This is a genomic window from Streptomyces dangxiongensis (genome assembly GCF_003675325.1).
Taxonomy (GTDB): Bacteria; Actinomycetota; Actinomycetes; order Streptomycetales; family Streptomycetaceae; genus Streptomyces; species Streptomyces dangxiongensis.
Genome location: NZ_CP033073.1, coordinates 2,576,242 through 2,599,782, shown reverse-complemented (window position 1 = coordinate 2,599,782; position 23,541 = coordinate 2,576,242). Strand labels below are relative to the sequence as shown.

Genomic DNA, 23,541 nt, shown 5'->3' with positions numbered 1-23,541 from the left:
CTAGGGTGTCGAACCGTATTTGGCCGGTCGTGTTCGTCTTCCGATGGAGAGGCCATCAGTGTCCCTGGCACCCATTCGCCCACCGCGTGGCGACAGCGCGTGGATCAAGAGATACCGACCGCTGGAGTCACCTTCTCTGCGGCTGTTCTGCCTGCCGTACGCGGGTGGCAACGCCGGCGCGTTCCACCGGTGGGCGCACGCCCCGACGGCGGGCGTCGAGATGGTCGCCGTGCAGTACCCGGGGCGCCAGGACCGCCTGGCGGAGGAGTGCCTCCAGGACATGGAGTCCCTCGCCGACGGTGTCGCCGCGGCCCTGCTGCCGCTGCTCGACCGGCCCTTCGCCCTCTTCGGGCACAGCATGGGCGCGTCGGTCGCCTACGAGGTGGCGCTGCGGCTGGAACGACGGTACCGGGCCAGGCCACGGCGGGTGTTCGTGTCCGGTGCCGCCTCCCCGCTGTCCCCGCCGCGCCACACGGACGTACACCTCGCAAGCGACGAGGCGATGGTGGAGTGGTTCGGTGAACTCGGCGCGATGGACGAGGCGGTGCTGGCGGACCCCGAACTGCGTCCGCTGGTGCTCCCCGCGATGCGTGCGGATCTGCGGCTCGTCGAGACCTACCGGCCCCTGCCGGGCCGCACGATGACCGCTCCGGTCACCGCGTACGTCGGTGACGCCGACCCCGGAGTCGACCCGGACGACGCCCGCGCCTGGCGGGACCTGACCTCCGCGGAGTTCTCGTTCCGTGTCTTTCCCGGGGGGCATTTCTATCTGTCGGACCACGAAGACGCACTTCTGGCCGACATCACCGAACGGCTGGGAGGAGACTGCAAGTGATCGGTCACGACGACGAGGTGGCCCGCCGCGTCCGGGAAATCATGGTCGAGGTACTGGATCTGGGGCTGAGTCCCACGGAAATACGTGACGACATCTCGCTCTATTCGCCGGTGATCCGTCTCGACTCACTCAACCTACTGCACCTCCTGATGGCGGTCGAAGAGGAATTCGGCGGTCACATCGAGGACGAGGACATCATGGAAGCCGACCTGGAGAACGTCGGCGACCTCCTCACGCTGATCGGCCGGAACGTGCCGGCGGCCGCGACCCGGGACGGCGCCGCATGAAGGTGACCCGCAACCAGGTCCTGCTGCACGAGGACGACGTCCCCACCCACTGGTACAACATCCTGGCCGACCTGGACGTGCCGTCGGCCGACGTCCGCCGGGCCCGCCCGCGCACCGAACCCACCGACGGCACCGCCCCGGAGCGGGGCGCCGGGGCGGGGCTCGCCCCCAACCTCCCGCTGTCGATGTACCGGGCCAGCGTCGGCCGCGAGCGCTTCGTGGAGATCCCCGCCGAGGTCCGCGCGGAGTACCAGCGCTGGCGGCCCACCCCGCTGATCCGGGCACACGCCCTGGAGCGCGAGCTCGACACCCCGGCCCGCATCTACTACAAGTACGAGGGCGCCAACGGGGTGGGCAGCCACAAGCTCAACTCGGCCCTCGCCCAGGCCTACTACTACAAGAAGTCCGGCGTCGAGCACCTCACCACCGGCACCGGCGCCGGGCAGTGGGGCAGCGCCCTGGCCGTGGCCTGCCGGGCCATGGACCTCGAGTGCACGGTGTTCATGGTCAGGGTCAGCCACGACCAGAAGCCCTACCGCCGGGTCCTGATGGAGCTGCACGGGGCCCGGGTGGTCCCGAGCCCGGGCGGGCTCACGCAAACCGGGCGCAGACTGATGGCCGAGCGGCCCGACAGCGCGGGCAGCGTCTCCGTGGCCAACGCCGAGGCACTGGAGTACGCCAGGTCCGTGCCGGGCGGCCGATTCTGCGTGGGCAGCGGTGAGAACCACGTCCTGCTGCACCAGACGGTCATCGGCGAGGAAGCGCTCAAGCAACTCGCCGCCGTCGGCGAGTTCCCGGACGTGGTCGTCGCCTCGATGGGCGCCGGCAGCAACTTCGCCGGGCTCGCCTTCCCCTTCCACCGCGAACGGCTGCGCACCGGCGCCGCGACCCGGCTGGTCGCGGTCGAGCCCGAGGCCTGCCCCAAGCTCACCCGGGGCCGGTACGCCTGGGACTACAACGACATCTCCGGCACCACCCCGATGACGAAGATGTACACCCTCGGCCACACGTTCGTCGCCCCGGGCGTGCACGCCGGCGGGCTGCGCTACCACGGTGCCGCGCCGCTGGTCAGCGCGCTGTACGACCAGGGCCTGATGGAGGCCGTGGCCTACGGCCAGAAGACCGTGTTCGAGGCGGGTGTGCTGTTCGCCCGCACCGAGGGCCTGGTGCCCGCACCCGAGTCGGCGCACGCCGTACGCGCCGCCGTCGACGAGGCAGTACGGGCCCGCGAGGAGCACACCGAGAAGGTCATCCTGCTCAACATCAGCGGCCACGGCATGCTCGACCTGTCCGCCTACCAGCAGTACCTGACCGGAGAGCTGGCGGACCACGTGGTCTCCGACGAGGTCATCGCCGCCTCGCTGGCCGCCCTGCCGGACGCCGAGCCCGCTGGTGCGGTGTCATGAGACTCGCCCCGACCGACGAGCAGACCGCCCTGGCCGAGCGGCTGCGCGAGCTGGGCGCCGCCCTGGGCGGGGACCTGGAGCGGCGCGAACGCTCCCAGGCCCTCCAGCCGGGAGACTGGCGGCGCTGCGCGGACGCCGGGGTGTTCGCGCTGCCCGTCCCCGAGGAGTACGGCGGGCTCGGCATGGACCCGCTGACCTGCGCGCTGGCCCTGGAGGGCCTGGGCCGTGGCTGCCGGGACAACGGGCTGCTGATCTCCGCCGGCGCCCACCTGTGGGCCGTCGAGCTGCCGCTGCTGCACTACGGCAGCGAGGAGCAGAAACGCCGGCACCTGCCCGCCCTCGTCGACGGCGGCGCCATCGGCGCCCACGCGATCACGGAGCCCGGCTCCGGCTCCGACGCGCTGTCCCTGTCGGCCGTGGCCCGCCGCGAGGGCGACCACTACGTGCTCGACGGCACCAAACGGTTCGTCACCAACGCCCCGGTCGCCGACCTGTTCATCGTGTACGCCACCGTCAACGCGGACCTCGGGTTCACCGGCGTCACCGCCTTCCTCGTCGAGCGGGACACGCCCGGCCTCACCGTCGAGACCCGGTTCGAGAAGACGGGACTGCGCACCGCGCCCTGGGGCGAGGTCGTCCTGCGCGACTGCCGTGTACCCGTCGCCAACCGCCTCGGCGCGGAGAAGCAGGGGTCGAAGATCCTCGCCACCGTCATGGCCTGGGAACGGTCCCTCATCCTCGCCCCGCTGCTCGGCACCATGCAGCGCCAGATCGACGAGTGCGCCCGCTACGCCCGCAGCCGCGAGCAGTTCGGCAGCATCATCGGCCGCTTCCCCTCCGTGTCCCACAGCGTGGTCGGCATGCAGGTGCGGCTGGAGGCGGCCAAGCTGCTCACCTACCGGGCCGCCTGGGACCTGGCCCAGGGCGTCACCACCTCGGTGTTCCCCGAGGCCGCACAGCTGGAGACCAGCGAGTCCGCCGTCCAGACCTTCCTGGACGCCGTCCAGCTCTTCGGCGGCCTCGGCTACACCACCGGCACCGACGCCGAACGCAACCTGCGGGACGCCCTGGGCACCCGGATCTCCTCCGGAACCTCCGACATGCAGCGCAAGGTCATGGCCGAGAAGCTCGGCCTCACCGTCCGGGCGCGCACCACCGCGGACGGGAGGCACACCCCGTGACGACCCTGGCCGACCTGCTCGCACGGGCCGCCGCCGAGCGGCCCGACGCCCCGGCGCTGCGTGACCGCGAGCGGACCCTGACCTACGGCGAACTGGACCGTGCCGCCGCGGCCCTGGCCGCCACCCTGCGGCAGGCCGGCGTCGGATCCGGCGACCGGATAGGACTGTGGCTGGCCAAGTCCGCCGAGACGGTCGTCGCCGTCCACGCCGCGCTGCGGCTCGGCGCCGCCTATGTCCCGGTGGACCCCGCGGCCCCGCCCGCCCGCGCCGCCTACATCCTGGGCGACTGCTCCGTCGCGGCCCTGGTGACCGACAGCGGCCGACTCGCCCTGCTGGACGAGCAGCGCGCCGCGGCGGACGACTCCCTGCGGCTCGTCGTCGTGACGGACCGGACGGAACCAGCCGGCGCGGCGGACGGGACGCCCGGGCAGCGGCCCGGTGCCCTGCGGCTGGGCTGGCGGGCCGCGGTGGAGCGGGTCACGGCCGACGGCGCCGCGCCCGTGCGGCCCGCGCCGGACGACCTCGCCTACGTGCTGTACACGTCGGGCTCCACGGGCACGCCCAAGGGAGTCATGCTCTCGCACCGCAACGCCCTGGCGTTCGTCGACTGGGCCGTGACCGAGACCGGGCTGAACGGCGCCGACCGGGTGGCCTCCCACGCCCCGGTCCACTTCGACCTCTCCGTCTTCGACCTGTTCGCCACCGTGCGGGCCGGCGCCTGCCTGGTCCTGGTGCCGGAGAACCGCCGCGGACTGGGCGTGGCCCTGAACCGGCTGGTCGCCGAGGAACGGATCACGGTCTGGTACTCGGTGCCGGGCGCCCTGATCCGCATGCTGGACGCCAGGAACCGGGAGCTGCTTCGGTCGTGCGCGCTGCGCACGGTCCTGTTCGCCGGCGAGCCGTTCCCCCTCAAGCACGTCCGGCGGCTGCGCGCCGCCCTGCCCGAGGCGGCCCTCTACAACCTCTTCGGACCGACCGAGACCAACGTCTGCACCTTCCACCGCGTCACCGACGACGACCTCGCCCCCGACCGGACGGCCCCGCCGCCCATCGGCAGGCCCTGCCCCTACGCCCATGCCACCCTGCTCGACACGGACGGCGTCCCCCTCGCCGACGTCCCCGGCGCCGAGGGCGAACTGGGCATCGCCGGCGACTCGGTGATGCTCGGCTACTGGGGCGCCCCCGAGTCCTCCGGCGGGGTGCACCGCACCGGCGACCTGGTCCGCCACGAGGCCGGTACCGGGTACGTCTACCTGGGCCGGCGGGACCACATGGTGAAGATCCGCGGCTACCGGATCGAACCCGAGGAGATCGAGGCGCGACTGCTCGAACTGCCGGAGGTGCACGAGGCCGCGTGCGTCGCCGTACCGGACCCCGGCGGCGACCCCGACGCCACCGCGCTGGAGGTCCACGTGATCCTCGCCGCCGGGGCCCGCCCCGATCCGGGCGTGCTGCGCCGCCACTGCCTGGAGCACCTGCCGCGCTACATGGTCCCGCAGGACTTCCGGTTCCTGGACGCGTTCCCGCGCACCTCGACGGGCAAGGTCGACCGCCGGGCGCTGGCCGCGACGCCGCGCCCCCGGCAGGAGGAGGAACCGTGCCCGGTGAAGCGGTGACCCTGGACGTGCCCAGCCGGATCCTCGGCCGCACCAAGCGCGCCACCGTCCTGCTGCCGGACGGCTACCGGCCGGACGGCCCCGGCCACCCCGTGCTGTACCTGCTGCACGGCTACGGCGGCGGGCGCGGCACCTGGCTGGAACGCACCCGGCTCGCCGAGTACCTGGACGGCAGCCGGCTCGTGGTGGTCATGCCCGAGAGCGGACGCCGCTGGTTCGTCAACGACCACGCGGGCCTGCGCTACGAGGACCACTTCGTGGAGGAACTGCTGCCCGCCGTCGACACCCGGTTCCACACGCTCGCCCACCGCTCCGCGCGGGCCGTGGGCGGCTTCTCCATGGGCGGGGCGACCGCGCTGTTCCTCGGACTGCGCCACCGCGCGCTGTTCGCGGCCGTGACCTCGCACGCGGGCGCCTTCGAGGCCCCCCGGCGGGTCGGCGACCCCTACCGCGGGCACCGCGGCGAGCCGGACTTCGTGATGCCCACGGTCGAGAGCCACGAACGCGTGTGGGGCCCGCCGGACAGCGAGACCCGGCGGCGCTACGACCCCTACCGGCTGATCGCACGGGAGGACCCGCTGCCGCCACCGGCCCTGTACCTGGACGTCGGCACCGGCGACCACGACCGTATGGTGCGGATGAACCGGGGCGTGCGCGACGCCCTGCGGGAGCGGGGCTGGCCGCTGGAGTACCGGGAGCGGCCGGGCGGACACGACTGGGAATTCGTGGACGACGCCCTGCCCGACGCCCTGGACTTCCTGCACGGGAGGCTCACCGCGGGGGCCGCCGCACCGTACGAGGTACGGGTATGACGGCCGGCGGGAAGACCACGCGGTCACCCGTCGTCCTGGTGACCCGGCCACGCGAGGGGATCGTCGCGGCCACCCTGAACCGTCCCCACCGCGCCAACGCGCTGACCGAGGAGGTCTTCGAGGAGCTCGGCGCGCTGTGCGCCGAGCTCTCCCGCGACCCCTCGGTACGGGTGCTGGTCCTCAGAGGGGCGGGGGAGACCTTCTGCTCCGGATACGACGTCGGCGAGGTCGGCCGGGTGGCCGCACTGCCCCCGCTGGAGCTGACCACCCTGCTGGAGCGGCAGGCGGCCGTGATCGCCGGCCTGCGCGAACTGCCGCAGACCGTCGTCGCCGCCGTCGACGGCGTCGCGGCCGGCGCGGGGCTGTCGCTCGCCCTGGCCGCCGACGTCCGCGTGCTGACCGGCCGCGCCCGGCTGCAGGCCGCGTTCGTCCGCATGGGCCTGTCCGGCGGCGACATGGGAGCGTCCTGGCTGCTGCCGCGGATCGCCGGGTTCGGCTTCGCCTCCGAGATGCTGCTCACCGGCCGGTTCGTGACCGCCGAGGAGGCCCGGCAGCGCGGCCTGGCCAACCGGGTCTGCGCCATCCAGGACCTGATGCCGACCGTCATGGACACCGCCGGGCAGATCGCCGGGAACAGCCCCGTGTCGCTGCGGCTGACCAAACAGGTCCTGCAGGCCAACACCGACGCCCCGACGCTGCGGGCCGCCCTGGAGCGTGAGATCCCCCTCCAGGTGGTGGCCGCCGCGTCACCCGACGTCCGGGAGGCGGTGACCGCCTTCCGGGAACGCAGGCCCCCGCACTTCGCCGCCGGCCCGGCCGGCACCAAGGAGGAACGAGCATGACGCAGACCACCACGGCCTGGGCGCCGAAACTGGTCGGGCCCGCCGAAGCCGGCGTCGAGGCGAACCCCGCCGGGCTCGCGGAGTACCTGCGCGGCACCGACCTCGACGATCTCCTCGTCCGCGAGAAGGCCGTCGTCTTCCGCGGCTTCGCCGTGACGCCCGACAGCTACGACGGCCTCGCCGACCTGCTGTTGCCGCAGCGGCTGGCCTATGTGCACGGCAATTCCCCGCGCACCAAGGTCGGCCGCAACCTCTACACCTCGACCGAGTACCCGGCCGAGTACGAGATCTCCATGCACAACGAGATGTCGTACGCCAGTTCCTGGCCGTCGCGCATCCTCTTCCACTGCGCCATCGCAGCCGGGACCGGCGGCGCCACCCCGGTGGTCGACGGGCGGCTGTGGCTCGAGTCCCTGGACGCCGAGGTGCGCGAGGCGTTCGCCGGTGGGGTGCGGTACACCCAGAACCTGCATGACGGCGTGGGCTTCGGCAAGAGCTGGCAGGCCACCTTCGAGACGGACGACCGGGCGGCGGTGGAGGAGTTCCTGGCCGGCACGGGCGCCGACCACCGGTGGCGCGCGGACGGCTCCCTGTGGGTGAGCCTGCTGCGCCCGGCCACCCTCGCCCACCCGGTCACCGGCACCGAGGTGTGGTTCAACCAGGCCGACCAGTTCCACCCGGCCGGGCTCGGCGAGGACGCGGCCGCGCTGGCCATGGTGATCCCGGAGGACGAACTGCCGCAGCACGCCGTCTTCGCGGACGGATCGCCGATCCCCGACGCGTACGTCCGCCACGTACAGGAGACCGGCATGCGCCTCGCCGTGGACGTGGACTGGCGCGTCGGCGACCTGCTGTTCGTCGACAACGTCGCCGTCGCACACGGACGGCGCTCCTACACGGGGCAGCGCCGCATCCTGGTCGCCATGTCCGGCTGAGCACAGGTGACAAGGGGGGAGGCCCGGTGGCTCGTCGGCCACCGGGCCTCCCCCCTTGTCCACGTTCTTCCGCGCTCCGGCTACCGGTCGCGGTGCACGGCCTGTGCGGCCATCCGCCGCAGGCCCTCCGCCCAGTCCGGGCGCACCGTGCCGCGCAACGCCTCCTGCGCGGCGGCCAGCCGCTCGCCGATGACCGACTCCACCCGGTCGCGGACCCCGGTGCGCAGCAGCAGGTCATGGAGCGCGTCCGGATCGGCGGCGGCGAGGTCGTCACCGACCAGCTCCCGCACCTCGGGCACCGTCTGCAGGGCCAGCGACATCAGCAGCGTCATCTTGTGCTGCTTGAAGTCCAGGCGCGCCGGCTTGCCGGTGGCCGCGGAGCTGCCGAAGGCGTCCAGCAGGTCGTCGCGTAGCTGGAACGCCTCGCCCACCGCGAGCCCGTAGGCCTCGAACGGCGCCAGCAGCTCATCCGCGCCGGCCAGCCGCGCCCCCAAGGCGAGCGGACGGAAGACCGTGTACCGGCCGGACTTGAACAGCGCGATCCAGCTCGACAGCTCCGCGTCGGGGGCGAACTGGGCCGCCGCCCGCACATCCAGGAACTGGCCGATCATCAACTCCGTGCACAACTCGCCCCACACCGGCCGCACTCGCTGTGGGCAGCCGGCCAGCAGCCGCTCCGCGTACACGAGGGCGAGGTCGCCCGCCAGGACGGCGACGCTCTCGCCGTACCGCCGGGGCGTGCCGCGCCAGCCCCGTTCCGTGTGCAGCTCGGCATGGGCGACCTGCGCCGTCGACATGCCGCGGCGCAGCTCGGACTCGTCCATCACGTCGTCGTGCAGCAGCGCGAAGCTGTGCAGCAGCTCCAGCGCCGCGGCGACGTTCACGATCTCCTCGCCGTCCGGGTCACCGCCGGCGGCCAGATAACCGGCCACGCAGAACGCGGGGCGCAGCCGTTTGCCGCCGCTGCCCACCATGCGGGTGATGGAGTCGATGAGTTCGACGGAATCCGGGTTGAGGGACTCCCACAACCGGCGCTCACCGTCGAGAAAGTCCTTCAGGCGCAGCTCGACGCGGCTCAGCAACCCGTCGCGAACCGCTATTGCCTCCATGAGTCCGGTGTCCGTGAATTCCTGGCTCACCGGCGGGGCGGTCGACATGTCAGCTCTCCTCGTGCCGGGGCAGCGATCGGACCGGGAACCAAGCGAATGACGCTGCCTCATGCTGTCCAATGGCAGGTCCCATTCTCCCGGCGCGGACGGTGTCCGCAGGGGCAGAGGCAGCTCCCCGTCCAGCCGCCGTCCAGGTGGGACAGGGCGGCCACGCATAGTCTCCGGCATGGCAAGCGGGCCGATCCACGTGAATTGACCGCGGCGGCGAAGAGCGCCTGTCGTCGGTGGCCGCCGCAGTTCCCCGGGTGAAATTGACGAGGAGTCATGGAGCGATCTCAGTCTTTTGTCGACGGTGCGCAGATATTTCCTCTGACCGGCGCCCAGGCAGGGGTGTGGTTCGCGCAGCAGGTCGACCCGGACAGCCCGATTTTCCGGGCGGCGGAATACCTGGAGATTCACGGCCCGGTCGACCCGCGGCTGTTCGAGCGGGCACTGCGGCGCCTTGTCGACGAGGCCGACGCGCTCCACGTGCGGTTCCTGGAGACCGACGAGGGCCCCCGGCAGACGGTCGGCCCGGCACCCGAGTGGACCCTGCACGTCGTCGACGTCTCCTCGGCCGCTGACCCCCGGCGGGCCGCCGAGGAGTGGATGGGCCGCGATCTGCGCCGGCGCGTGGACCTCACCCGTTCCCCGCTGTTCACCCAGGCCCTGTTCCGGGCCGGCGAGGACCGGTGGTTCTGGTACCACGCCTACCACCACATCCTCCTCGACGGCGTCGGCGCCTCCCTCCTGGTCCGCCGCGCCGCGCACCTGTACACGGCCCTGGCCGGGGCCACCGACCCCGAGCCGTCGCCGTTCGCCTCCGTGCGTGTCCTGCTCGACGACGACGCCGCCTACCGCGCCTCCGCCGCCTTCGACGAGGACCGCGCCCACTGGAACGACCGCTTCGCCGACAGGCCCGAACCGGTGGCGCTGTCCGCGCGCCCCCTGAAGCCGTCCGCCGAGTTCGTCCGGCGCACCGCCATGCTGCCCGAGGACGTCCAGGGCGAGCTGACCGCGGCGGCCGAGCGGATCGGCGTCGCCCGCTCCCGGATCGTCGTCGCCGCCACCATGGCCTACCTGCACCGCCTGACCGGGCTCACCGACGTCGTCGCCGGCCTGCCGGTCACCGCGCGCACCCACGACGAGGTCCGCAGGGCGCCCGGCATGGTCGCCAACGTGCTGCCGCTGCGGGTGGCCGTCGACTCCGCCACCACCGTCGGCGAACTGCTGCAGCGCACCCGCACCGCCCTGCGCGAGCTGGTGCCGCACCAGCGCTACCGCGGCGAGGACCTGCGCCGCGACCTCGGCCTCGGCCAGGACCACCGGCGGTTCTTCGGACCGCTGCTCAACGTCGTGCCCTTCTCCTACGACATCCGCTTCGCCGGCCACCGCGCGGACGCCCGCAACATGTCGCTGCGGCTCATCGAGGACCTCGCGATCTCGGTGTACGACCGCTCCGACGGCAGCGCGATCCGCGTGGACTTCGACGTCCACCCCGAGCTGTACGACGCCGGTGAACTGGCCGCCCACCAGGACCGCTACGTCCGGTTCCTGGGCCGCGTGGCGAGCGCCCTGGAGCACCCCGGCACCCCCGTCGGCCGCATCGCCCTCCTCGCCGACGGCGAACGCGACCTCGTCCTCCCCGCCGCCGAGCCCGTCGCCGCCGACCCCACGGCCACCGTCCCCGCCCTGTTCGAGCGGACCGCCGCCCGCTTCCCCGGCGCCCCCGCCGTCCGCTTCGGCGACACGGTGCTCGACTACGACGCGCTCAACCGCCGGGCCAACCGGCTGGCCCGGCACCTCATCGCCCGCGGCATCGGCCCCGAGGACCGGGTCGCCCTGCTGCTGCCCCGCTCCGCCGACCTCGTCGTGGCCGTGCTCGGCGTGCTGAAGTCGGGCGCCGCCTACCTGCCGCTGGACCCCGGCTACCCCCAGGCGCGTATCGACCACGTCCTCGGCGACGCCCGGCCGGCCTGCGTGCTGGCGCACTCCGCCACCGCGTCCCTCGCCACCCCGGCCGACGGCGCGGCACCGCTGCTCGTGCTCGACGACCCCGCGGTGGCCGCCGCCCTCGCCGGCCGGCCGGACCACGACCTCACGCACGCCGAGCGCACCACCCCGCTCACGGTGGACCACCCGGCGTACGTCATCTACACCTCCGGTTCCACCGGCCGGCCCAAGGGCGTCGTGGTCACCCACCGCGGTGTGCCGCACCTCGCGGAGACGTTCGTCGAGCGGATGCGGGTACGGCCCGGCAGCCGCGTACTGCAGTTCGCCTCTCTGGGCTTCGACGCCATGGTCCCCGAGCTGTGCATGGGCCTGCTGGCCGGCGCGTCCTTCGTCCTGGCGCCCGCCGAGCGCCTGATGCCCGGCGAGACGCTGGCCGCGTTCACCCGCGAGGCGGGCATCACCCACGCGATCCTGCCGCCGTCCTCCCTCGCCGTGATGGACCCCGCCGGTGACCTGCCCCCGGACATGACGATCCTGGTGGCGGGCGAGGCGTGCTCCGGCGACCTCGCCGCGCGCTGGTCGGCGGGACGCGTCTTCCTCAACGGCTACGGCCCCACCGAGACCACCGTCTGCGCCACCATCAGCGAGCCCCTCTCCGGCGGTGGCGAACCCCCCATCGGCCGCGCCGTCACCGGCAGCCGCGGCTACGTCCTGGACGCCGCCCTGCAGCCGGTGCCGCCCGGGGTGACCGGCGAACTGTACGTGGCGGGCGCCTCCCTCGCCCGTGGCTACCTCGGCCGCCCGGCGCTCACCGGCGAGCGCTTCGTGGCCGACCCGCACGGACTGCCGGGCGGGCGGATGTACCGCACCGGCGACCTGGTGCGCCAACGCCCCGACGGCGCGCTGGAGTTCGTCGGCCGGGCCGACGAACAGGTCAAAATCCGCGGCTACCGCGTCGAGCCCGGCGAGACGGAGGCCGCCCTGCGCGACCTGGACACGGTCGCCCAGGCCGCCGTGGCGGTACGCCCCGACCCGACCGGCGTGCCCGCCCTGGCCGGCTACGTCGTGCCCGCCGACGGCCACGGCATCGACCTCGCCGCCGTCCGCGCCGCCCTGGCCGACCGGCTCCCCGGCTACCTGGTGCCCGCCACGCTCACCGTCCTCGACGCCATCCCCGTCACCCCGAACGGCAAGACGGACCGCAAGGCTCTGCCGGCGCCCGCCGGCGAGACGGCCGGCGAGCGGGCCACCCCGTACGCCCCGCCGCGCACCCCGCGCGAGGAGCGCCTGTGCGCCCTGTTCGCCGAAGCCCTGGGCGCCTCCCGGGTCGGGCTGGACGACGACTTCTTCGCCCTGGGCGGCCACTCCCTGCTGGCGGCGCGCCTCACTCCCCGCATCCGTGCCGAGCTGGGCGTCGAGTGCGGCGTGGAAGCCGTGTTCAAGGCGCCCACCGTCAGGCGCCTGGCCGAGCGGCTCGCCGGCGCCCCGGCCGCACGCCCGGCGCTGACGGCGGTGCCGCGCGACGGCGATCCCGAACTCTCCTCCGCACAGCGGCGCCTGTGGTTCCTGCACCGCCTGGAGGGCCCCAGCAGCGCGTACCACATCCCGCTCGTCCTGACCCTCGACGGCGACCTGGACACCGAGGCGCTGACGGCCGCCCTCACCGACCTCACCGACCGGCACGAGGTGCTGCGGACGGTCTACCCCGACCACGACGGCACTCCCCGCCAGCACATCACGTCCCCCGGCAGCGGCCCCGCCGTGCGGCGCCGGGCCGCGGCCGGCGCCGAACTGCCCGCACTGCTCGACGAGGAGGCCGCCCGCCCCTTCGACCTCGGCGCCGAGCCCCCGCTGCGCGTCACCCTGTTCACGCTCGCGCCACGGCGCCACGTGCTGTTGCTCCTGCTGCACCACATCGCCGCCGACGGCGAGTCCGTCACGCCCCTGCTGCACGACCTGTTCACCGCCTACGCGGCCCGCATCGAGGGCCGCGGGCCCGAACTCGCCCCGCTCCCCGTCGCCTACGCCGACTACGCCGTCTGGCAGCGGCGCCTGCTCGGCGACGAGGACGCGCCGTCCGAGGCGGCCGTGCGCCAGCTCGCCCACTGGCGGGACCGGCTGGCGGGACTGCCCGACCACCTCGACCTGCCCTTCGACCGCCTCCCCGCGGCCACCGCGAGCGCACCCCCCGCCCGCACCCTGACCACACGGCTGGACCCGGACACGCACGCCCGCGTCACCGCACTCGCCCGCACCGCCGCGGCCACCCCCTTCATGGTGCTCCAGGCCGCGCTCGCCACCCTGCTCGCCCGCGTCGGCGCCGGGGACGACATCGTGCTCGGTGCCCCCGTCGCCGGCCGCGACGACGAGGCGCTGCGGCTGCTCGTCGGCTTCTTCAACAACACGCTGGTGCTGCGGACCGACACCTCCGGCAACCCTTCCTTCGCCGAGCTGGTCGCCCGGGTGCGGGAGTCCGACCTGATCGACTTCGCCCACCAGGACCTGCCGTTCGAGCGCCTGGTGGAGGCCCTGAACCCGGTCCGGTCCGCCTCCCGGCACCCGCTCTTCCAGGTGATGCTGTCCCTGGACGGCGCCCGCCGCCCCCTGCCCGCCCTGCCCGGCCTCCGCCTGGGCCTCATGGACGTCCCGAACTCCACCGCCAAGTTCGACCTGTCCTTCACCGTCCGGGAGCACCACACCGCCGCCGGCGCTCCCGACGGGATCCTCCTCGCGCTGGAGTACCGGGCCGACGCCTTCGAGGACGGCACCGCCCGGGACCTGCTGGACCGCTACGCGCGGCTGCTGACCGCGTTCGCCGCGGATCCGGAGCTGCGCGTGGGCGACGTACCGCTGCTCACCGACGAGGAGCTGCGGCGGCACCTGGGGGAGTGGAACGCCTCGGCGGCGGCGGAGTCGCTGACCGACGTGGTCGGCCGCGTGCGCGAGACGGCCGCGCGCCGGCCGGACGCGGTCGCGGTGTCGGACGACGACGGCGAGGTGTCGTACGCCGAGCTGGTCGCCCTGATGGACCGGATCGCCGCCCGGGTGGGCGGGGTCTGCGCCGGGCCGGAACCGGTGGTGGCGGTGCTCGCGGAACGCGGCCGGTGGGCGGTGGCGTCGCTGCTGGGCATCCTCGCCGCGGGCGCCGTGTACCTGCCGTTGGACACCCGTTCCCCGGTGGGCCGTTCCGCCCGGCTGCTGGCGGATGCCGGGGCGCGGCTGGTGCTGGCCGGGCCGGGGCTGGAGGCACGGTCGGCCGCGGTGGCCGCAGAGGCGGGCACGGCCGTCACGGTCGCACTGGACGGCGAACCGCCGACGGCCGGGGCGGTGACTCCGGTGTCCGCGGCCCCGGACCGCTTGGCGTACGTGCTGTTCACCTCCGGCTCCACCGGGCGTCCCAAGGGCGCGATGGTGCACCACCGGGGAATGAACAACCACCTGCTGGCCAAGGTCGAGGACCTGGACCTGGACGGACGGGACGTCGTGGTGCAGAACGCGCCCCTGACGTTCGACGTCTCGGTGTGGCAGATGCTCGCGCCTCTGGTGGTCGGCGGACGTGTGGCCGCCGTCGGGCAGGAGCTGGCCGCGGACGCGGCCGGACTGTTCCGGATGGCCGGGCGGGACGCGGTGACCGTGCTGGAGGTGGTGCCGTCACTGCTGCGGGCCACGCTGGACGCCTGGGACGAGGGCGCCGAAGTGCCGGAACTGCCCGCGCTACGGTGGCTGGTGGTCACCGGTGAGGAGCTGCCGGCCGAGCTGTGCGCCCGCTGGTTCGCCCGGTTCCCGGGGGTGCCGGTGGTCAACGCCTACGGCCCCACCGAGTGCTCGGACGATGTCACGCACGCCGTGATCACCGCCGAGGCGGCCGGATCGCGGCGGGCGACCTCGCCGATCGGGCGGGCCGTGCGCAACACGCGCCTGTACGTGCTGGACGACCGGCTGCGCCCGGTGCCGGTGGGGGTGCCCGGTGACCTGTACGTCGCCGGTGCCGGGGTCGGCCGCGGCTACCTGGGCGACCCGGGCCGCACGGCGGGTGTGTTCGTGGCGGACCCGTTCGCCGGGGACGGCACGCGGCTGTACCGGACGGGGGACCGGGTGCGCCGGCTGTCCGACGGGCAGCTTGAGTTCCTGGGCCGCCGCGACGCCCAGGTGAAGATCCGCGGGCAGCGGGTCGAGCTGGGCGAGATCGAGGCCCGGCTGCGCGAGGTGCCCGACGTCACCGACGCGGTGGCCACGGTCGTGGCCGGCCGCCTGGTGGCCCACCTGGTCGGCGGGGCCGACCCCGAGGCGGTCCGGGAGGCGGTCTCCCGGGTCCTGCCCGAGCACATGGTCCCCACCGCCTGGACGGTACTGGAGTCGATGCCGCTGACGGCGAACGGCAAGGTGGACCGCAAGGCACTGCCCGTGCCCGATCTCACCGTCACCGCCGGCCGGGCACCGGCCACGGCGCAGGAGGAGATCCTGTGCGGGCTCTTCGCCGAACTCCTCGACGTCGAACGGGTCGGTGCCGACGACGACTTCTTCCGGCTCGGCGGCCACTCGCTGCTCGCCACCCGCCTGGTCGCCAGGATCCGCGCCGCCCTGGAGGCGGACGTCACCGTCGCCACCGTCTTCCGCAACCCCACCCCCGCGGGCCTCGCGACCGCGCTCGGCCTGCGCCCGCCCGCGCGCGCGGCCCTCGCCCCGCATCCCCGCCCCGAGGTGCTGCCCCTCTCGCCCGCCCAGCGCGGCCTGTGGTTCATCAACCGGCTCGACCCCGCCGACGCCTCCTACAACATCCCGCTGGTCGTCCGCCTCACCGGCCCCCTCGACCGGCGTGCCCTGAAGACGGCCCTGACCGCCCTGGCAGACCGGCACGAGACCCTGCGCACCGTCTTCCCCGAGGTCGAGGGCACCCCGCGCCAGGTCGTCCTCCCGGCGGACCGGGCACACCCCCGCCTGGAGGTGACCGACGCCGCCGGCCGGGACGAGGCGGCCCTGATCGCCTCCCTGACCGGGCGCGGCTTCGACCTGGCCACGGAACCACCGCTGCGCGCCGGCCTGCTGGCACGCAGCCCCGAGGAACACGTCCTGGTGCTCGTCGTGCACCACATCGCCAGTGACGGCTGGTCGACCGCACCGCTGCTGCGGGACCTGTCCGCCGCCTACCGCGCCGCGCTCGACGGCCACGCCCCCGACTGGGCCCCGCTGCCCGTCCAGTACGCCGACCACGCGCTGCGGTTGCACGAGCGTCTGGGCGCCGAGGACGACCCCGACAGCGTGCTGTCCCGGCAGCTCGCCCACTGGCGAACCGCACTGGCGGACCTGCCCGAGGAACTCGCGCTGCCCACCGACCGGCCCCGGCCGCGCGAGAGCGGCCACGCCGGGGGCCTCGTCCCCTTCGAGATCGGCGCCCACACCCACCGGACCGTCCTGCGCGTGGCCCGAGAGCACGGCGTCACGCCGTTCATGGTCCTGCACGCCGCGCTCGCCGCCCTGCTCACCCGCGTCGGAGCGGGCGAGGACATCGTCGTCGGCGGTTCGGTCTTCGGCCGGGACGACGACACCCTGCGTGACCTCGTCGGGTTCTTCGTCAACTCCCTGGTGCTGCGCACCGACACCTCCGGCGACCCGGCCTTCGGCGAACTGCTCGCCCGGGTGCGGCGCGCCGACATCGACGCCTTCGACCACCAGGACCTGCCGTTCGAGCGGCTGGTGGAGGCGCTCAACCCGGTGCGCTCGGCCGGCCGGCACCCGCTGTTCCAGACCAAGCTCGTCCTGCAGAACCTCGGGCACCCGGTGGCCGACCTGCCCGGCCTCACCGCCGAGTTCGTCCAGCAGGATCCCGACCTGGCCAAGTTCGACCTGCTCTTCAGCGTCGCCGAACGGTTCGGCGAGCAGGGCGAGCCGGCCGGGATCACCGCCGCGGCCGGCTACTCCGCCGACCTGTTCGACCACGCCACCGTCACCTCCCTGACCACCCGCTTCGTCCGCCTCCTGGAAACCGCGCTGGCCGACCCGCACCGGCGCCTCACGGAGCTGGAACTGCTCTCCGCCGGCGAGCGGGACGCGGTCCTGCGGCGGCGCAACGACACCGCCGCGGAGGTCTCCCGGCACACGCTCGCGCAGCTCTTCGAGCAGCGGGCGGCCGGCTCGCCCGACGCGCCCGCCGTGGTCTGCGGCCCGCTGGAACTCACCTACGCGCAGCTCGACGCGCGCGCCAACCGGCTGGCCCGGCTGCTGCTGGCGAACGGGGCGGGCGCCGGGGCCATGGTGGCCCTGGCGGTGCCGCGCTCGGCCGATGCGGTCGTCGCGATGCTCGCGGCCGGCAAGGCCGGGGCCGCGTACCTGCCGCTCGACCCCGACCAGCCCGGCGACCGCGTCCGGACCCTGCTCACCGACGCCCGCCCCGCGCTGGTGCTCACCGTGCGGGCCACCCTGGAGACGGCCGCGCACCTCGCCGACCGGCCCGGCGGCACCGTCGTCCTGGACGACCCGGACACCGAGGCCGAACTCGCCCGCCTGTCCGCGGGCCCCCTCGCCGACGCCGAGCGCGGGGCTCCGCTCACGCCGGACGACGCCGCGTACGTGATCTACACCTCGGGCTCCACCGGCACCCCCAAGGGCGTGGTGGTCGAGCAGCGCGCCATCGCCGAGTACGCCACGTACTGCGCGGCCCGCTACCCGGGTCTGGCCGGCCGCACCCTGCTGCACTCGCCGCTCTCCTTCGACCTGGGCCTGACCGGCCTGTACGGCACGCTGCTGGCCGGTGGCTGCCTGTACGTCGCCGACCTGGACGAGCACCTGCGCGTGCCGGGCGGCGTCACCTTCGCCAAGGTGACGCCCAGCCACCTGCCGATCCTGCTCGAACTGCCCGAGGCCTGGTCGCCCGCCGCCCAACTGGTCATCGGCGGCGAGGCCCTGCACGCCGAGCAGCTCGCCGCCTGGCGCGAGCGCCACCCCGGCGCCGAGGTCGTCAACCACTACGGCCCCACCGAGACGACGGTCGGCAGCCTGGACCACGGTGTCCCGGCGGGCGCCGCGCTCCCGGCCGGACCGGTGCCGCTCGGCCGGCCCATGACCAACACCCGGGTCTATGTCCTGGACGCGCGCCTGAACCCGGTACCCGACGGCGTCACCGGCGAGCTGTACGTCGCGGGCACCGGCGTGGCCCGCGGCTACCTCGGCCGGCCCGCGCTCACCGGTGAGCGGTTCGTGGCCGACCCGTTCGGTCCGGCCGGAGCCCGGATGTACCGCACCGGCGACCGCGTCCGCTGGACCCGGGCCGGGGACCTGCAGTACGTCGGCCGCACCGACCACCAGGTCAAGGTGCGCGGCTACCGCATCGAACCGGGTGAGGTCGAGGCGCGCCTCCTGACGGCGCCCGGGGTGACGCAGGCCGTCTGCCTGGTCCGCGAGGACCAGCCCGGCGACCGGCGGCTGGTCGCCTACGTCGCCGCCGAGGAGACCGGCCCCGGCACCGCCGAGCGGCTGCGCTCCCACGCGGCCACCGGGCTGCCCGCCTATCTGGTGCCGTCCGCCGTGGTGGTCGCGGACCGGCTGCCCCTGACGGCCCACGGCAAGATCGACCGCGCCGCACTGCCCGACCCCACCGCCGCGTCCGGTCCGGTCACACGGGCCCCGCGCACACCGGAGGAGGAGATCCTCTGCGGGCTGTTCGCCGACGTCCTCGGCACCGGCCCGGTCGGCATCGACGACGACTTCTTCGCCGCGGGCGGCCACTCACTGCTCGCGATGCGCCTGCTCAGCCGTATCGCCACCACCCTGGGCGCCCGCATCGGCATCAAGGCGCTGTTCGACGACCCCACCGTCGCGGGCATCGCCGCCCGCCTGGGCTCGGCCCGCGACACCCGCCCGCCGCTGGTGGCCGCCGAGCGCACCGAGCGCGTCCCGCTGTCCCATGCCCAGCACCGCCTGTGGTTCCTCAACCGCCTCGAAGGCAGCGGCGACGCCACCTACAACGTCCCGCTGGTGCTGCGCATCGGCGGCGACCCCGACCGGGCCGCCCTGCGGGAGGCGCTGCGCGACGTCGTCACCCGGCACGAGAGCCTGCGCACGGTGTTCCCCGAGCGCGGCGGAGTGCCCTGGCAACGGGTCCTCGGTCCGGTCGAGGGAGCGCCCGTGCTGGAGGAGACCGAGACCGGGCGGGACGGCGTGGCCGACGCGATCCGCGAGACCGTCACCCGCGGCTTCGACCTCGTCCGCGAACCCCCGCTCCGCGCGCGGCTGCTGACCGGCGGCGAGGCCGGTGAAGCCGTCCTCGTGCTGGTCATGCACCACATCGCCACCGACGGCTGGTCGATCGCCCCGTTCCTGCGCGACCTGGGCCGCGCCTACACCGCCCGGGTCCACGGCACGGCGCCCGACTGGCGTCCGCTGCCGGTGCAGTACCCCGACTACGCGGTGTGGCAGCAGGAGGTCATGGGGGACCCGCAGGACCCGGACAGCCCGCTGGCCCGGCAACTGGCGTACTGGACCGAGGCGCTGGCCGGTCTGCCGGAGGAGCTCGACCTGCCCACGGACCGGCAGCGCCCGGACGTGGCCGGCTACGGCGGCGCGAACGTGCCCCTCACCCTGGACGCCGCGGCCCACACCGCGCTCGCGGACCTGGCCCGGAGCAGTGGGGTCAGCGTCTTCATGGTGCTCCAGGCGGCGCTCGCCGCGCTGCTGACCCGGCTCGGCGCCGGCACCGACATCCCGCTCGGTACCCCGATCGCGGCCTGGCCGCACCGACGACGCCCTCGACGACCTGGTCGGCTTCTTCGTCAACACCCTCGTGCTCCGCACCGACACCAGCGGCGACCCGACCTTCCGGGAGCTGCTGGCCCGGGTCCGGGAGACCGACCTGGCCGCCTACACCCACCAGGACCTGCCGTTCGAGCGTCTGGTGGAGGAGATCAACCCGGTGCGCTCGCTGGCCCGGCACCCGCTGTTCCAGGTGATGCTCGTGCTGCACAACGCGATCGGCGACCGGCCCCGCGCCGAACTGGGCGGCCTGCCGGTGCGGGTGGAGTCCGCCGAGGCCCCGGTGGCCAAGTTCGACCTCTCGGTCAGTCTGTGGGAACGGCACACCGGTGACGGCCGGCCCGACGGCATCGCCGGGCAGATCGAGTACGCCACGGACCTCTTCGACGCCGCCACCGCCGAGGCGCTCGCGGCCCGGCTGGCCCGGCTGCTGACCGCCGCCGTCGCCGACCCCGACCGCACCCTCGGCGAGCTGCCCGTGCTGGCCGGCGAGGAGCTGCACACGCTGCTCACCGAGCGCAACGACACCGCCTGCGCGCGGCCCGCGGCAGCCCTCCCCGAGCTGTTCGCCGAGCGGGTCGCCCAGACCCCCGACGCCCCGGCCGTGCGGAGCGAGGATCTCACCCTCACCTACGCCGGGCTCGACGCCCGCGCCGAGGCGCTCGCCGACGCGCTCACCGCGCGCGGCGTGGCCGCCGAGGACCGGGTGGCGCTGCTGCTGAGCCGCCGCCTGGACCATGTCGTGGCCGCCGTGGCGGTGGCGAAGGCGGGCGCGGTGTACGTGCCGCTGGACGGCCACAGCCCCGAGGCGCGGCTGCGGCGCATCCTGGAGGACACCGCCGCCGTGGCCGTCGTCACCGACCGCGCCGCCGCTCGACTGGTCCCCGAGGGCGCCGTACCGCTCGTCCTGGCCGACGACCTCGCCGACGGTCCGGGCACCCGCGCGGACGCGGCCGGGGCGGCCCGCCCACGGCCCGTCGTCCGGCCGGACGCGGTCGCCTACATCATGTACACCTCCGGATCCACCGGTGAGCCCAAGGGCGTCGCGGTCACCCACCGCTCGGTCGCCGGGCTGGTCCTGGACCGGTACTGGGGCCACGGCCCCGAGGACCGCGTGCTGTTCCACTCGCCCACCACGTTCGACGCGTCGACCTACGAGCTGTGGGGCCCGCTCCTGCGCGGCGGGCGGATCGTCGCGTGCGACGCGGACGCCACCGACCTCGCGGCCCTGGCCCGCACCATGACCGACCACCGGGTCACCGTCGGCCTGTTCAGCGAAGGCCTGTTCCGGCTGCTCGCCGACCACCACGCGGACACCTTCCGGCACCTGCGCGACATCTGCATCGGCGGTGACACCCCGGCCGCGGCCAGCGTCCGCAAGGTCCTCGCCCACGCCCCGGCCGCCCGGATCACCAACAGCTACGGACCCACCGAGGCCACGCTGTGCGTGGTCCACCACACCCTCACCGAACACGACCTGGAACGCGGCACCGTGCCCATCGGCCGCCCGCTGGACAACACCCGCGTCTACGTCCTCGACGACCGGCTGCGGCCCGTCCCGGACGGCGTCGTCGGCGAACTCCACGTCGCCGGCGAGGGACTGGCCCGCGGATACACCGGCCGGCCCGCCCTGACCGCCGAACGGTTCGTCGCCGACCCCCACGGCCCGGCCGGCTCGCGGATGTACCGCACGGGTGACCGGGTCCGCTGGAACGCCGGCGGCGAGCTGGAGTTCGTCGGCCGCACGGACGACCAGGTCAAGATCCGCGGATTCCGCATCGAGCCCCGGGAGGTGGAGCACGCCGCCGCCGCCTTCCCGGGCATCGCCCAGGCGGTCGTGACCGTCCGGGAGGACCGCCCCGGCGACCGCCGGCTCGTCGCCTACGTCGTGCCCGCCCCCGGTGACCGGCCCGACCCGGCCCGGCTGCGGGCCCACGTGGCCGCCCTGCTGCCCGACTACATGGTGCCCGCCGCCTTCGTCCTGCTGGACGCCCTGCCGCTGACCGGAACCGGCAAGCTCGACCGCAGGGCCCTGCCCGCCCCCGAGCGGACCGCCACCGGCGGCCGGGCGCCGCGCGACGCACGGGAACGGCTGCTGTGCGGGCTCTTCTCCGATCTGCTCGGCGTCGCCGACGTCACCGCCGACGACAACTTCTTCACGCTCGGCGGCGACAGCATCGTCTCCATCCAGCTCGTCAGCCGCGCCCGGCAGGCCGGCCTCGACCTCACACCGCGCGACGTCTTCCGGCACCAGACGGTGGCCGCGCTGGCCGGAGCGGCCACCGAGGCCGCTGCCGAGGGCGGTCGCACGGCAGGCGACGACGGCACCGGGCAGGTGCCGGCCACCCCGATCATGGAGTGGCTGCGCGAACTGGGCGGCCCCGTCGAGGGCTTCAACCAGTCCGTCCTGCTGCGGGTCCCGGCGGGCCTGACCGAGCGGTCGCTGACCGAGGCCGTCCAGGCCCTGCTGGAGCGGCACGACGCGCTGCGCGCCCGCCTGGACCGCACCGGCACCGGCCCCTGGCGGCTGGAGATCCCCGCCGCCGGGGACGCCGACGCCACCCGGCACGTGCGCCGCGTCGACATCCGCGACCTGCCCGAGGCGGACCTGGAACCACACCTGGCGCGCACCGCCGAGGACACCCGGCGCTCCCTCGACCCCGACAAGGGCGACATGGTCCGCGTCGTCTGGTTCGACGCCGGTGCCGGCCGGCCCGGACGGCTGCTGCTGCTGGCCCATCACCTGGTCGTCGACGGAGTGTCCTGGCGGATCCTGGTCCCCGACCTGATGGACGCCTGGCTCGACCGCGCCGCCGGACGCGACACCGCCCTCCAGCCGGTGGGCACCTCGCTGCGCACCTGGGCGCAGCGGCTCGCGGAACGGGCCGCCTCCCCGGCGGCCGAGGGCCAGCTCGCCCTGTGGGAAGGCCTCACGTCCGCCCCCGACCCCCGGCTGACCGCGCAGCCGCTGGACCCGGCCGAGCACACCAAGGGCACCGCCCGCCGGCACACCGTGGAGCTGCCGCCCGAGCGCACCGAGGCCCTGCTCGCCGCCGGAGCCGAGGAGGCACTGCTCACCGGCTTCGCGCTGGCCCTCGCCGAGTGGCGGCGCCGGCGCGGCACCGGCGGCGGCAGCCCCGTACTGATCCACCGCGAGGGCCACGGCCGCGACGGCGACGACGCCGACGTGGACCTGTCCCGGACCGTCGGCTGGTTCACCGCGATGCACCCGCTGCGCCTCGACCCCGGCATCCGCTGGCACGAGAGCGCCGACCCCGACGCCCTCGCCGGCGCGCTCGCCCGGATCGGGGAGCAGGTGCGTGCCCTGCCCGGCAAGGGCACCGGATACGGCCTGCTGCGCCACCTCAACCCGAGGACGGCGCCGCTGCTGGCCGCCGGACACACCCCGCAGATCGCCTTCAACTACCTGGGCCGGGTCCGCACCGGCGGCGACGGCACCACCGCCTGGGGCGCGGCACCCGAACGGGTGACCATCGCACCCACCGACCCCGGCATGCCGTTCGCGCACGCCCTGGAACTGAACGCGGTCGTGCACGACGGCCCGGACGGCCGGCGGCTGAGGGCCACCTTCTCCTGGCCGGGCGCGCTGTTCGGCGAGCCGGAGATCGCGGCCCTGACCGACCTGTGGTGGGAGGCCCTCGACGCGCTGACCGGGGCGGCACCCGGCCCGGACACCGCCCCCGCCACCCCATCCGACCTGTCCCTGGTGGACCTCCTCCAGGACGAGATCGACGAGCTTGAGTCCGACTGGAGGCAGTGA

General features: G+C 74.6%; 10 protein-coding genes and 1 pseudogene. 10 read left to right on the top strand and 1 reads right to left on the bottom strand.

The annotated features are described in order from the left end of the window. Positions 1 to 58 precede the first annotated feature (58 nt). The 8 genes from D9753_RS11330 to D9753_RS11295 are packed head-to-tail and all read left to right on the top strand — an operon-like array spanning position 59 to position 7,914. On the top strand, positions 59 to 835 hold the full coding sequence (locus D9753_RS11330; RefSeq protein WP_240468112.1) for a thioesterase II family protein: 777 nt from the start codon (positions 59 to 61) through the stop codon (positions 833 to 835). Next, a complete protein-coding gene (locus D9753_RS11325; RefSeq protein WP_121786897.1) occupies positions 832 to 1,122 on the top strand; it encodes a phosphopantetheine-binding protein in 291 nt (96 codons plus the stop codon). The genes D9753_RS11330 and D9753_RS11325 overlap by 4 nt, the downstream gene beginning before the upstream one ends. Further along, the gene (locus D9753_RS11320) at positions 1,119 to 2,528 is read left to right on the top strand and encodes a TrpB-like pyridoxal phosphate-dependent enzyme (protein WP_121786896.1); all 1,410 of its coding nucleotides are present in this window, start codon (positions 1,119 to 1,121) and stop codon (positions 2,526 to 2,528) included. The genes D9753_RS11325 and D9753_RS11320 overlap by 4 nt, the downstream gene beginning before the upstream one ends. After that, positions 2,525 to 3,709 (top strand): acyl-CoA dehydrogenase family protein, encoded by a 1,185-nt coding sequence (locus D9753_RS11315; RefSeq protein WP_121786895.1) that lies wholly within the window; start codon positions 2,525 to 2,527, stop codon positions 3,707 to 3,709. The genes D9753_RS11320 and D9753_RS11315 overlap by 4 nt, the downstream gene beginning before the upstream one ends. Beyond that, entirely contained in the window at positions 3,706 to 5,325 is a 1,620-nt protein-coding gene (locus D9753_RS11310; protein ID WP_121786894.1) for an amino acid adenylation domain-containing protein, read from the top strand. The genes D9753_RS11315 and D9753_RS11310 overlap by 4 nt, the downstream gene beginning before the upstream one ends. Continuing rightward, positions 5,307 to 6,137, top strand: a complete 831-nt coding sequence (locus D9753_RS11305) for an alpha/beta hydrolase (RefSeq protein ID WP_240468111.1) — start codon at positions 5,307 to 5,309, stop codon at positions 6,135 to 6,137. The genes D9753_RS11310 and D9753_RS11305 overlap by 19 nt, the downstream gene beginning before the upstream one ends. Then, the gene (locus D9753_RS11300) at positions 6,134 to 6,979 is read left to right on the top strand and encodes an enoyl-CoA hydratase/isomerase family protein (protein WP_121786893.1); all 846 of its coding nucleotides are present in this window, start codon (positions 6,134 to 6,136) and stop codon (positions 6,977 to 6,979) included. Before D9753_RS11305 ends, D9753_RS11300 begins: the two co-directional genes overlap by 4 nt. Continuing rightward, positions 6,976 to 7,914, top strand: a complete 939-nt coding sequence (locus D9753_RS11295) for a TauD/TfdA family dioxygenase (RefSeq protein ID WP_121786892.1) — start codon at positions 6,976 to 6,978, stop codon at positions 7,912 to 7,914. The genes D9753_RS11300 and D9753_RS11295 overlap by 4 nt, the downstream gene beginning before the upstream one ends. A gap of 80 nt (positions 7,915 to 7,994) precedes the next feature. Here the strand turns inward: D9753_RS11295 and D9753_RS11290 are convergent, their stop codons facing one another. Next, positions 7,995 to 9,071, bottom strand: coding sequence for a polyprenyl synthetase family protein (locus D9753_RS11290; protein WP_205614120.1), 1,077 nt, complete (start codon positions 9,069 to 9,071; stop codon positions 7,995 to 7,997). 276 nt (positions 9,072 to 9,347) lie between these two features. Here D9753_RS11290 and D9753_RS37830 point away from each other — a divergent pair. Together D9753_RS37830 and D9753_RS37825 are read left to right on the top strand one after the other, a co-directional pair. Beyond that, positions 9,348 to 19,733 (top strand): annotated as a pseudogene (locus tag D9753_RS37830) (amino acid adenylation domain-containing protein); the annotation flags it as partial. 58 nt (positions 19,734 to 19,791) lie between these two features. Continuing rightward, positions 19,792 to 23,541 (top strand): amino acid adenylation domain-containing protein, encoded by a 3,750-nt coding sequence (locus D9753_RS37825; RefSeq protein ID WP_240468110.1) that lies wholly within the window; start codon positions 19,792 to 19,794, stop codon positions 23,539 to 23,541.

Coding starts and splice junctions, on each gene's coding strand:
- D9753_RS11320 (WP_121786896.1), top strand. CDS start 1,119: ATGAAGGTGACCCGCAACCAGGTCCTGCTGCACGAGGACGACGTCCCC.
- D9753_RS11315 (WP_121786895.1), top strand. CDS start 2,525: ATGAGACTCGCCCCGACCGACGAGCAGACCGCCCTGGCCGAGCGGCTG.
- D9753_RS11300 (WP_121786893.1), top strand. CDS start 6,134: ATGACGGCCGGCGGGAAGACCACGCGGTCACCCGTCGTCCTGGTGACC.
- D9753_RS11295 (WP_121786892.1), top strand. CDS start 6,976: ATGACGCAGACCACCACGGCCTGGGCGCCGAAACTGGTCGGGCCCGCC.
- D9753_RS11290 (WP_205614120.1), bottom strand. CDS start 9,071: ATGTCGACCGCCCCGCCGGTGAGCCAGGAATTCACGGACACCGGACTC.